9 protein-coding genes are annotated in these 12,050 nt (G+C 53.0%); all 9 read right to left on the bottom strand.

The window, feature by feature from the left end:
* Window positions 1-6: 6 nt before the first annotated feature.
* The 9 genes from dnaE to rseP all read right to left on the bottom strand — a co-directional run bounded on the left by dnaE (window position 7) and on the right by rseP (window position 12,043).
* A complete protein-coding gene (gene dnaE, locus IP582_RS04215; RefSeq protein WP_193795163.1) occupies window positions 7-3,489 on the bottom strand; it encodes a DNA polymerase III subunit alpha in 3,483 nt (1,160 codons plus the stop codon).
* A 25-nt stretch (window positions 3,490-3,514) separates the two neighbouring features.
* Window positions 3,515-4,111 carry a ribonuclease HII gene (gene rnhB / locus IP582_RS04210; RefSeq protein WP_039078444.1) on the bottom strand — a complete coding sequence of 199 codons (597 nt, stop codon included), beginning with the start codon at window positions 4,109-4,111 and terminating at the stop codon, window positions 3,515-3,517.
* Complete coding sequence (gene lpxB, locus IP582_RS04205; protein WP_193795162.1) at window positions 4,108-5,256, bottom strand: lipid-A-disaccharide synthase; 1,149 nt, start codon at window positions 5,254-5,256, stop codon at window positions 4,108-4,110. Before lpxB ends, rnhB begins: the two co-directional genes overlap by 4 nt.
* Window positions 5,256-6,044, bottom strand: coding sequence for an acyl-ACP--UDP-N-acetylglucosamine O-acyltransferase (lpxA, locus tag IP582_RS04200; protein ID WP_039078442.1), 789 nt, complete (start codon window positions 6,042-6,044; stop codon window positions 5,256-5,258). The genes lpxB and lpxA overlap by 1 nt, the downstream gene beginning before the upstream one ends.
* Window positions 6,045-6,047: 3 nt before the next feature.
* On the bottom strand, window positions 6,048-6,503 hold the full coding sequence (gene fabZ / locus IP582_RS04195) for a 3-hydroxyacyl-ACP dehydratase FabZ (protein ID WP_004145858.1): 456 nt from the start codon (window positions 6,501-6,503) through the stop codon (window positions 6,048-6,050).
* Between the two features lie 104 nt (window positions 6,504-6,607).
* On the bottom strand, window positions 6,608-7,633 hold the full coding sequence (gene lpxD / locus IP582_RS04190; protein ID WP_193795161.1) for a UDP-3-O-(3-hydroxymyristoyl)glucosamine N-acyltransferase: 1,026 nt from the start codon (window positions 7,631-7,633) through the stop codon (window positions 6,608-6,610).
* Between the two features lie 3 nt (window positions 7,634-7,636).
* On the bottom strand, window positions 7,637-8,131 hold the full coding sequence (skp, locus tag IP582_RS04185; protein ID WP_039078473.1) for a molecular chaperone Skp: 495 nt from the start codon (window positions 8,129-8,131) through the stop codon (window positions 7,637-7,639).
* Between the two features lie 119 nt (window positions 8,132-8,250).
* Entirely contained in the window at window positions 8,251-10,662 is a 2,412-nt protein-coding gene (bamA, locus tag IP582_RS04180; protein ID WP_193795160.1) for an outer membrane protein assembly factor BamA, read from the bottom strand.
* Between the two features lie 31 nt (window positions 10,663-10,693).
* On the bottom strand, window positions 10,694-12,043 hold the full coding sequence (gene rseP, locus IP582_RS04175) for a sigma E protease regulator RseP (protein WP_039078439.1): 1,350 nt from the start codon (window positions 12,041-12,043) through the stop codon (window positions 10,694-10,696).
* Window positions 12,044-12,050 lie beyond the last annotated feature (7 nt).

Here is a 12,050-nt window from a genome sequence, read left to right as displayed (position 1 = left end):
CCTGTATTAGTCAAACTCCAGTTCCACCTGCTCCGAACCAATGAGGCCACGGAGATCGTTTAATAAACGATCGCTCGGAGAGACACGCCACGTTGCGCCGAAACGTAATCGTGCACGTGCATCCGCCCTCTGATAGTAGAGATGTACTGGAATGGTCCCCGAGCGATGGGGTTCCAGAGACTGACGGAGTCGGTTCAAAAGCTGGTCATCAATTTGCCTGTCCGTCAGCGAGATAGCAAGCCCGCGCGCATATTTTTCACGAGCTTCGTCAATGTCCATCACTTCGCGGGCGGTCATTTTAAGCCCCCCGCTGAAGTCATCAAAGCTGACCTGTCCGCTGACGATCAGTATGCGGTCTTTTTCCAGCAGTTGCTGATATTTGTCCAGGGCGTCCGTGAACAACATCACTTCCAGGCGCCCGGAACGGTCATCCAAAGTACAGATGCCAATACGATTGCCGCGCTTGGTGACCATAACCCGCGCAGCAATCACCAGCCCCGCCGCCGTGGTGACCTTGCCACGTTCGGTCGGGTGCATGTCTTTTAGTCGGTAGCCACCGACGTAACGATCGATCTCTTTCAAATACTGGGTGATCGGATGCCCGGTCAGGTACAGCCCCAGGGTTTCACGTTCACCGTCCAGCACCACTTGCTCTGGCCACGGCTGGCAACTGGCGTAAGACTGTTCCACCTGTTCGGGTTCTTCTGCCAGGACACCGAACATATCCGCCTGACCAATCGCTTCCGCTTTCGCATGCTGATCGGCGGCTTTCAACGCGTCGGCCAGTGAGTTCATCAGCGCGGCACGATGCGGCCCAAGGCGGTCAAACGCCCCGGACATTATCAGTTTTTCCAGCACCCGGCGATTGAGTTTTTTGGTGTCGGTACGAGCGCAGAGATCAAACAGTTCCCGGAAATAACCGCCGTTATTACGAGCCTCGAGGATCGCTTCAATCGGGCCTTCACCCACGCCCTTGATAGCCCCAATGCCGTAAACAATTTCACCGTCGTCATTCACGTGAAAATGGTACAGACCAGAGTTGATATCCGGCGGCAGGATCTTGAGCCCCATGCGCCAGCATTCGTCCACCAGGCCGACCACCTTCTCAGTGTTGTCCATATCGGCGGTCATTACCGCCGCCATAAACTCTGCCGGATAGTGCGCTTTCAGCCACAGCGTCTGGTATGAGACTAAAGCATAGGCAGCAGAGTGCGATTTGTTAAATCCGTACCCGGCGAATTTCTCCACCAGGTCGAAGATTTTCATCGCCAGCTCGCCGTCAACGCCGTTTTTCTTCGCCCCTTCTTCGAAGGTCCCGCGCTGTTTGGCCATCTCCTCCGGCTTTTTCTTACCCATCGCACGACGCAGCATGTCCGCGCCGCCGAGGGTATAGCCAGAAAGCACCTGGGCTATCTGCATCACCTGTTCCTGATACAAGATGATGCCATAGGTCGGCTCCAGTACTGGTTTCAGACTCTCATGCTGCCACTGCACGTCCGGGTAGGAAATCTCTTCGCGCCCGTGCTTACGGTCGATAAAGTTATCCACCATTCCCGATTGCAGTGGGCCCGGACGGAACAAGGCCACCAGGGCTATCATATCTTCGAAACAGTCAGGCTGCAGACGCTTGATCAAGTCTTTCATGCCGCGGGATTCAAGCTGGAATACCGCTGTGGTTTCCGAGCGCTGCAGCATGTCGAAGCTTTTCTTGTCATCGAGCGGGATAGCGGCGATATCAAGCGGTGGTTCGCCGTTCTTCTCACGACGAGCGTTGATCATCTCCAGCGCCCAGTTGATGATGGTGAGCGTACGCAGCCCCAGGAAGTCGAACTTCACGAGACCCGCGTATTCCACGTCGTTCTTATCAAACTGGGTGACCGGATGTTGCCCCGCCTCATCACAATAGAGCGGTGCAAAATCGGTGATTTTGGTCGGCGCGATAACCACACCACCAGCGTGTTTACCGGCGTTACGCGTGACGCCTTCCAGCTTACGCGCCATATCAATTAGCGCCCTGACTTCCTCGTCAGCCTCGTAGATTTCTGGCAGTTGCGGTTCCGCTTCAAAGGCTTTCGCCAACGTCATACCAGGATCGGGTGGAATCAGCTTAGAAATACGATCCACAAAGCCGTACGGGTGCCCCAGCACGCGGCCTACGTCGCGAATAACCGCTTTTGCCGCCATCGTACCGAAGGTGATGATCTGCGATACCGCTTCACGCCCGTACATATCTGCTACGTGCTCGATAACCTGATCGCGTTTTTCCATACAGAAGTCGACGTCAAAGTCGGGCATGGAGACACGTTCCGGGTTAAGGAAACGTTCGAACAGCAGGTCGAATTCCAGTGGGTCGAGGTCGGTAATTTTCAGCGCATAGGCTACCAGCGAACCCGCACCGGAGCCTCGCCCCGGACCTACCGGCACACCGTTATCTTTCGACCACTGGATAAATTCCATAACGATAAGGAAGTAGCCCGGGAACCCCATCTGGTTAATAACCTGAAGTTCAATATCCAGACGTTCATCATACTCAGGGCGTTTCTCTTTACGGACCGCCTCATCCGGGAAAAGGAATGCCAGACGCTCTTCCAGACCCTCTTTCGACTTCGCGACAAGAAAATCTTCGGTGGTCATATCCCCGGTCGGAAACTGGGGCAGGAAGTACTCGCCCAGACGCACCGTGACGTTACAACGTTTGGCGATTTCTACCGTGTTTTCGAGCGCTTCCGGGATATCAGAGAAAAGCTCACACATCTCGTCTTCGCTGCGCATATATTGCTGCGCAGAGTAATTACGCGGACGCTTGGGGTCATCAAGGGTAAAGCCGTCGTGAATTGCGACACGGATTTCATGGGCATCAAAGTCGCCCGCATCGATAAAACGCACGTCATTGGTCGCCACAACAGGCAGACCGCGTTCTTCGGCGAGCCGTACCGCCGCATGCAAATAGTTCTCTTCGTCCGCGCGACCGGTACGAATCAGTTCGAGATAATAGTTGTCGGGGAAATGCTCTTCGTAAAACGCCACGCACTGCTCGACCAGCGCGCTATTACCGCGCATCAGGCTTTTACCTACATCCCCCATCCGGGCACCAGACAACAGGATCAGCCCGTCTTTCAGCTCAACCAGCCACTCGCGGTCAATCCATGGCCCCGCCGCCCCGTATCCACGCTGATAGGCACGAGAAATTAGCAGCGTCAGGTTTTGATAGCCGACGTTGTTTGCTGCCAGTACAGTGAGCTGCGTCAGTTCGTCCGCGAGTAGTTCGCTCTGAACATGAAAATCGGCCCCCACAATCGGTTTTAACCCCGCGCCATGGGCCGTTCCGTAGAACTTCACCAGGCCACACAGGTTGGTAAAATCGGTGATCGCCAGCGCTGGCATGCCGAGCGCGGCCGCCTTTTTCACCAGCGGCCCGGTTTTCGCCAGCCCGTCTATCATGGAGTAGTCGCTATGCACCCGCAGGTGTACGAAACGTGGTTCAGCCATTTTCAGATCTCTTCACGTCACAGAATCAGGACACAAGGCCCAGCACGCGTTTGACGGGCGCAAAGCTGCGCCGATGATGTTCCGTTGCGCCATGCTCAGCCAGTTTTTCCAGATGGAAAGCGGTTGGATAGCCTTTATGCTGCGCGAAACCGTATTGAGGAAAAGTCAGATCGAGCGTGGCCATTTCTGCATCGCGGGTGACCTTCGCCAGAATGGAGGCGGCGCTGATTTCAGGCACCCGACTGTCACCTTTTACAACCGCCAGCGAAGGCATCGGCAGTTTGGGGCAACGGTTGCCATCAATGAGAACATACTCCGGAATAATACCCAAACCAGCGACCGCACGCTGCATTGCCAGCATCGTGGCATGCAGAATATTTAACTCGTCGATTTCGTGCGGCTCTGCACGGCCCAGACTCCAGGCCAGCGCCTTCTCTTTGATCTCGTCAAACAATGCCAGACGGCGTTTCTCAGATAATTTTTTCGAGTCATTAAGACCGATAATAGGACGCGCCGGATCGAGGATGACTGCAGCAGTCACCACTGCGCCAACCAACGGGCCGCGTCCAACTTCATCCACACCGGCAACCAGGTGTGTATGGGGGTAAATAAATTCCATCATTGTGCCAACTCCAGTACGGCATCTGCGGCCTGCTCATCGGCATTACAGCGGATCTGCAGATGCAGCTCCCGGAAAATATCGTGCATCGCATGGCTGGTTTTGCCCTTTGCCAACAGGGGAAGTAACGCATCAGCCAGCGCCTGAGGCTGACATTCATCCTGCAGCAGCTCTTTAACAAGCTCACGGCCCGCCAGTAAATTGGGCAGCGAAACGTAATCGGTTTTAACCAAACGCTTCGCCAGCCAGAAGGTAAACGGCTTCATCCGATAACCCACCACCATCGGGCATTTCGCCAGCATGCACTCCAGCGCGGCTGTGCCGGATGCCAGCAATGCAGCATCACTGGCAATCATCGCTTCCCGCGCCTGGCCATCCAGCATATGCACGCGCAAATCAGGGGCAACATCCGCTTTGATGCGTTCAAACTGCTCGCGACGCTTTGCATTCACTAACGGCACAACAACTTCCAGGTCCGGATAATGCTTACGCAACAGTTGCGCCGTACGCAAAAAGTCAGCGCTCAGCATCTCAACCTCTGCGCCACGGCTGCCCGGAAGTAATGCAAGGCAGTGCGCGTCATGGGGAATGCCTAATGTGTCCCGCGCCGCATTTTTATCCGGATCCAGCGGCATCGCATCCGCCATGGTATGACCGATAAAACGGCAGGGAACATTGAATCTGTCGTAAAACGCTTTTTCGAAAGGCAGAAATGCGAGCACCAGGTCGGTGGCTCTGCCTATTTTGAAAACGCGTTTTTGGCGCCAGGCCCATACCGAAGGGCTGACATAATGAATGGTCCTGATGCCCTTATTTTTCAGGTTCCCCTCAAGGGTAATATTGAAATCGGGTGCATCAATGCCGACAAAGACATCGGGTTTAAGCTCGCTAAAGCGACGCGTGAGGTCGGCACGGATATGCAGCAGACGTCGCAGACGACCAAGCACCTCGACAATCCCCATCACCGCCAGCTCTTCCATTTCGTACCAGGCCTCGCAGCCTTCGGCCTGCATACGCGGCCCGGCAACACCGACGAAGCGCGCATCAGGCATACGCGCTCTCAGTGCGCGGATGAGACCCGCACCAAGAATATCGCCGGAGGTTTCTCCGGCGACGAGGGCAATCGTTAACGGACGACGTTCGACCATTACCGAATTAAACCACGCGTAGAACGTTCAAAAAACGCCATGAACGTTTTCACTTCCGGATGCTGTTCTGCCAGCTCGGCAATTTCAGGTTTCGCTTCATCCAACGTTTTGCCGCTGCGGTACAGCAGTTTATACGCGTTACGGATTGCGGTGATCGCCTCACGGCTAAAGCCACGGCGCTTAAGACCTTCTATATTCACACCAAACGGAGTGGCGTGGTTACCCTGAGCAATCACGAACGGTGGAACGTCCTGTGCGACGCCAGAACAGCCGCCAACCATAACGTGCGCACCGATAATGCAGAACTGGTGCACCGCGGTCATACCGCCGATGATCGCGAAATCATCAACGGAAACGTGGCCTGCCAGTGTGGCGTTATTCGCCAGAATGCAGCGGCTGCCAACGGTGCAATCATGCGCAACGTGCGCATTGACCATCAGCAGGTTGTCGCTGCCCACCTTCGTCAACCCACCGCCTTGTACCGTGCCACGGTGAATGGTGACGCTTTCGCGGATGCGGTTGCGATCGCCAATTTCCACGCGGGTCGGTTCACCAGCATATTTCAGATCCTGGTTAACCTCGCCGATGGAAGCGAACTGATAAATCTCGTTATCGCGACCAATTTTGGTATGGCCATTAATAACAACATGAGACTTCAGTACGGTGCCTTCGCCGATTTCGACGTTAGCGCCAACAATACAAAACGGACCAATGTGAGCGTTAGCACCAATAACGGCACCGTCTTCAACAATGGCAGAAGGATGAATAAAGGCGGTTTTATCAATCACGTATCAGGCCTCCCGGCTACGTGCACACATCATAGTAGCTTCACAAACAACTTTACCGTCTACCAGCGCGACACCCTTGAAGCGAGTCAGGCCACGGCGCGTTTTTTCGAAAGTTACTTCCATGATCATTTGATCGCCTGGCACAACCGGACGCTTAAAGCGCGCTTCATCGATACCTGCGAAGTAGTAGAGCTCGCCTGGTTCCAGTTTACCGACGCTTTTGAACGCCAGAATACCGGTTGCCTGCGCCATCGCTTCCAGAATCAACACGCCAGGTAAAATCGGTTTGCCTGGGAAATGCCCCTGGAAAAAAGGCTCATTTACCGAAACATTTTTAACTGCGCGCAGAAAACGACCTTCTTCAAAGTCCAGCACACGGTCTACCAGCAAAAACGGGTAACGGTGCGGCAGAAGCTCCAGAATCTCTTCAATGTGCAGAGTATGAGTGTCAGTAGTCAAAATACTCTTCCTGTCTAAATATACTAAAAGGCCATAATAACACGGCCCGCGGCAATCGTAAGAATGCCGACAGGCCGGGAAGTTTAAACGTAGCGAGCGAGCTATTAGTCTTCTTTATTGACTTTACGCTCAATAGCTTTGAGGCGCTTGCTCATGTCATCAATGTTCATCACCAGGGCTGCGGTTTTACGCCACACCTTGTTCGGCTGTAGCGGGATGCCGGAGGAATAAATTCCTGGCTCGGTGATAGGACGCATCACCATCCCCATTCCCGTCACGGTGACTTTATCGCAGATTTCCATATGCCCGTTGATAACGCTGGCACCGCCAATCATGCAATAACGGCCAATTTTCAAACTACCCGCCATGATGACGCCACCAGCAACCGCGGTATTGTCACCAATCACGACGTTATGTGCAATCTGGCACTGGTTATCAATGATGACACCGTTACCAATGCGGGTATCATCCAGCGCACCGCGATCGATAGTGGTACATGCACCAATTTCAACACGATCGCCGATGATGACACGCCCAAGCTGCGGGATCTTAACCCAGGCGCCGCGATCGTTAGCATAACCAAAACCATCAGAACCGATCACGGTGCCCGATTGAATCAGGCAATTCTCACCGATCTCGATTTCATGGTAAATGGTCACATTGGCCCATAAACGGGAGCCCGCACCAATTTTCGTATTTTTCCCAACGAAGCAGCCGGGGCCAATGACAACATTGTCGCCAAGCGTCACGCCGGATTCGATGACCGCGTTTGCGCCAATCGCCACGTTGTTTCCCAGCGTCGCATCGGGATCGATCACCGCCCCTGGGGCGATGTTCTGGGCCGGTTGCGGCGTGGTATCAAGAATTTGGGCCATGCGTGCGTATGTCAGGTAGGGGTTTTTCACTACCAGTGCCGCACTCGTGGCAAAAGGAAGATCGTCCTGCGTCATGACGACAGCAGACGCCTGACAGTCGGCTAAGCTTTCACGGTATTTTGGATTTACCATGAAGGTGATTTGCCCTGCTTTAGCGGATTGCATGGACGCAACGCCGGTGATGACGAGATCGCCATCACCGTGTAACTCTGCATCCAACTGTTGAGCTAAATCAGACAGTCGAATTGAAGGCATTACTTATTTAACCTGTTTCAGTACATCAGCAGTGATGTCTTTAACGTCATTGCTGTTGTAGATAGCGGCGTTAGAAGGAATAACCAGATCCACGCCCTGATCGGAAGCAACTTTCTTCACAGCAGCCTGGATTTTGGTCATCAGCTTGCCACGTTCTTCGTTAGAACGACGAGCCTGATCCTGCTCGAAAGCCTGACCTTTCTGTGCCAGATCCTGACGCTGAGCCTGGATATCTTTTTCCAGCTTAGTACGATCGGCCGCTTTCATTGTGGAACCGTCACGCTGATAGCGCTGCATTTTAGTCTGCAGGTCAGATTCCATACGCTGCAGTTCGCTGGCACGGCCACTGAATTCGTTTTTCATTGTCTGAGAAACACCAGAAGTCTGCGCAACCTGTTGGAACAGGCTGTTCATGTCTACGACCGCAATTTTATCGGCCGCCTGAGCAGACGTTGCCATTGCCAAACCTACACCTGCAGCTAATAACCACTTTTTCACAATTAACTCCTCACCATCCCGTTTGTACCCGGAGGTACCATTCTTTGCGTTGGCAGGCAGTACGAAGCGCACTGCCTCACCATCACGACACTACTTATGCATTCCTTCGCTGTGGCAAGTTACCAGGTTTTACCAATGTTAAACTGGAACTGTTCTGCCTTGTCTCCATCGTATTTCTTAAACGGCTGGGCGTAGGAGAAAACCAACGGCCCCAATGGGGACATCCATTGTAAGGCGATACCCGCGGACATACGGATATTGCTCGGGTCACTGTAATCCGGTATGCCTAACGCTTTCATATCAGCAGTGTTTTGCCAGTTGGTATCCCAAACGGTACCTGCATCCCAGAAGAACGATGTGCGCACAGAATTCGCATACTTATCGCTGATAAATGGCGTCGGCGTGATGAACTCTACGCTTGCCACGCCCATTGCGTTACCGCCCACGGCGTCATTAGAACGACAATAGCCGCCATTCTGATTACAGTTATCAAGACCAGCGTGACCGTAGTAAACGGCTTTCGGACCAATGTTATTGGACTGGAAGCCACGAACGCTGCTTGAACCACCGGCATAGAAGTTCTCATAGAACGGCAGTTCTTTACCACCTAATCCGTCACCGTAACCCCAACGCGTACGTCCCAGAACAACCCATTTATGATCGTCATCGATCGGGAAGTAGGAAGCCGTATCAATCGTAACTTTGTAGAACTCGTTATCGGAACCTGGAATCGTCACCTTACCGTTCAGGTTGACACGTGAGCCCTTGGTCGGGAAGTAACCCCGGTCAAGGTTGTTGTATGTCCAACCATAGTTGAAGGTGAAGTCGTTTGCCGCGAAACCGTTATTATCGTCGGTTTTACTGGCGCTTTGACCAATGGAATCCAGATAACGCCACATCGCCACCTGCGGTTCCATCTTCGACAGATCGTTATGGACATAGCCTAAGCCCACACGCAGGGTATTGTATTCGTTAACCGGGAAACCTAACGTGCCATCCAGACCATAACTTTTGTTGGTGTAGGAAGACAGATCAGCATCGTCAGCTTTAAAGTCATTGTAGAAGATACGCCCGCCGAGACTCACACCATCCACCGTAAAGTACGGGTTGGTCACCGAGAATTCAGAATAGGTCTGGTAGTCGTTCTTCGTACCGTTGATACCCACGGAGTAGCCCGTACCCAGCCAGTTGTCCTGCTGGACACCCACCTGGAAGCTCACACCGCTCTCTGTACCGTAGCCGACACCGAAGTTGAAGCTACCAGTGTTACGCTCTTTAACTTTGTACACGACGTCAACCTGGTCCGGGCTGCCCGGCACACGCTGCGTATCGGTATCTACCGTTTCGAAGTAACCCAGACGGTTCAGACGCTCTTTACCCTGATCTACAAGGTCGCTGCCCAGCCAGGCACCTTCCATCTGACGCATCTCGCGGCGCAGAACGGCATCTTTCGAAGTATCGTTACCTTCGAAGCGAATTTTACGCACGTAATAACGGTTACCCGCATCGACGTTCACGTGCAGCTTAACGGTTTTATCCGTATCGTTGATTTCAGGCTGCGACTGAACGCGCGGGTAGGCATAACCATAGCGACCAAGAAGCTTTTTAATGTCATCTTCCATTTTGGTCACTTTGGTACCGTTATACAGCTCGCCCGGCTGGATTTTGGTCAGACTTTCAATTTCCGCAGAGTGACCCGCCAGATTGCCGCTGACTTCAACACCAGAGAGTTTGTACTGATCCCCTTCGGTCACATTGACGGTGATGTAGATACCTTTTTTATCCGGCGTCAGACTCACCTGCGTGGAATCAATATTAAAACGCGCATAACCGCGATCCAGATAGTAACTACGCAGGGTTTCAAGGTCGCCCGCCAGCTTCTGTTTCTGGTACTTGCGATCGCCCACCACGTTCCACCATGGCACTTCATCACGCAACTGGAAGGTGGAGATCAGCTCTTCGGTCGTAAACGCATGGTTCCCGACGATGTTGATCTGTTGGATCTGGGCTGATACGCCTTCCTGGAAGACCAGTTTAAGGTCAACACGGTTACGTGGCAGAGGCGTAACGACCGCCTTCACGCTGGCACTGTATTTACCGACGCTGTAATAGAAATCTTCCAGACCTTTTTCGATATCAGACAGTGTGGTGCGATCCAGAGATTCACCAACACGTACGCCTGAAGCTTCAAGGTTCTGCTTGAGCATGTCATCTTTCACCGACTTGTTGCCGGAGAAAGTGATACTGGCGATTGTCGGACGTTCTTTTACCTGAACGAGGAGGGTATCACCGTCGCGGAGTACGCGAACATCCTCGAAGTTACCAGTGGCAAACAGGGCGCGGATGGTGTTACTGATGTCTTCATCATTCACCGTGTCGCCTGGGCGAACCGGCATACTGAGGAGGGCCGCACCAACGGCGACACGCTGCAGGCCTTCGAAATGAATGTCCTTCACTACGAACCCGTCAGCACCGTATACGGTGGCGCTGCTAAACAGCAGCGACGCTATGAGCAACTTTTTCATCGCCATCGTTATTATGCGTTCTTCCTAACAAACTCTCTTACAACCGAGAGAAATCATTGAAAAGTGCAAGCCCCATTAACAACACCAGCAAAATCGAGCCAATGCGATAACTAAAGTCTTGAACCCGCTCGGATACCGGTCCGCCTTTCAGCTTCTCAATCGCTAAAAACAGCAGATGCCCCCCGTCAAGGACAGGTAATGGGAACAGATTGATGATACCTAAGTTCACGCTTATCAACGCGAGGAACATCAGGTAGTAAATCAACCCGAACTCTGCTGACATCCCAGCCCCCTGAGCGATCGAGATCGGCCCACTGAGGTTGTTCAGTTTTACGTCACCGGTTATCAATTTCCCCAACATACTGACCGTCAGCTTCATCAATTGCCACGTTTTGTCCGTAGCTTCAGCGATGGCGCTAAATGGCCCGTATTGGCGTACTGTCTTATATTCATCCGGCAGCGGGATAATTTTCGGCACAACGCCGGCAAAACCCTCCGCCTTGTTACCGGGTTTCGCATCCGGTATTAGCGTTAAAGACAAGGGACTCCCATGCCTTTCAATGTCCAGTGCTAACGGTGTGCCCGGATTATCGCGCACCAGGGTGACAAACGTCATCCACTGCGTTAGTTGCTGACCATCGACTTTAACGATCCTGTCGCCAGCTTGCAAACCTGCTTTGCTTGCAGCCGAGCCTAATTGTACCTCAGCTAATACCGGTTCAATCTGCGCACCGCGTGGACGAATCCCTAATGACGCTACCGGGTCGTCTTTATCAGGTGCAAAATTCCACTGTTGTAAATCGAGAACTTTGTCCTGCCGGTTATTGCTCCCAAACGGAGCCACGCTGAGTGTGGTTTGCTTGTCGCCAATTTTGGCGATCAGTTGCAAACGCACTGCGTCCCAATCAGGCGTTTCGATGCCATCAATCGCTTTAAGTTCCGTTCCTGGCGTAATTTGCGCATTTGCCGCGATGGAATTGGGCGCAATTTCACCAATAACCGGGCGAACACCCGGTACACCGATGATAAACACCAGCCAGTAAGCCACGATAGCAAAGAGGAAATTGGCGATCGGTCCCGCCGCGATAACCGCGGCACGCTGACCAACGGTTTTATTGTTGAAGGCGTAATGGCGCATTTCCGGCGTCACCGGTTCAACACGCTCATCCAGCATTTTGACGTAACCACCAAGCGGAATGACGGCAATAACGAATTCCGTACCTTGCTTGTCCTTGCGACGCCAGAGCGCTTTGCCGAAACCAATGGAAAAACGCTCGACTCTCACGCCGCAACGGCGAGCAACCCAGAAATGGCCAAATTCATGCACGGTGATAAGAACACCAAGCGCAACAATGAACGACGCCAAATCCCAGAGAAAGCTCAGCATAAAACCG

Source organism: Citrobacter sp. BDA59-3, assembly GCF_015167655.1.
GTDB lineage: Bacteria > Pseudomonadota > Gammaproteobacteria > Enterobacterales > Enterobacteriaceae > Phytobacter > Phytobacter diazotrophicus.
This window is presented reverse-complemented; position numbering and strand designations above follow the sequence as displayed.

Bases quoted from the DNA above. Each gene is read 5' to 3' on its own strand.
- dnaE (WP_193795163.1), bottom strand. From the start codon at position 3,489: ATGGCTGAACCACGTTTCGTACACCTGCGGGTGCATAGCGACTACTCC.
- rnhB (WP_039078444.1), bottom strand. From the start codon at position 4,111: ATGATGGAATTTATTTACCCCCATACACACCTGGTTGCCGGTGTGGAT.
- lpxB (WP_193795162.1), bottom strand. From the start codon at position 5,256: ATGGTCGAACGTCGTCCGTTAACGATTGCCCTCGTCGCCGGAGAAACC.
- lpxD (WP_193795161.1), bottom strand. From the start codon at position 7,633: ATGCCTTCAATTCGACTGTCTGATTTAGCTCAACAGTTGGATGCAGAG.
- bamA (WP_193795160.1), bottom strand. From the start codon at position 10,662: ATGGCGATGAAAAAGTTGCTCATAGCGTCGCTGCTGTTTAGCAGCGCC.
- rseP (WP_039078439.1), bottom strand. From the start codon at position 12,043: ATGCTGAGCTTTCTCTGGGATTTGGCGTCGTTCATTGTTGCGCTTGGT.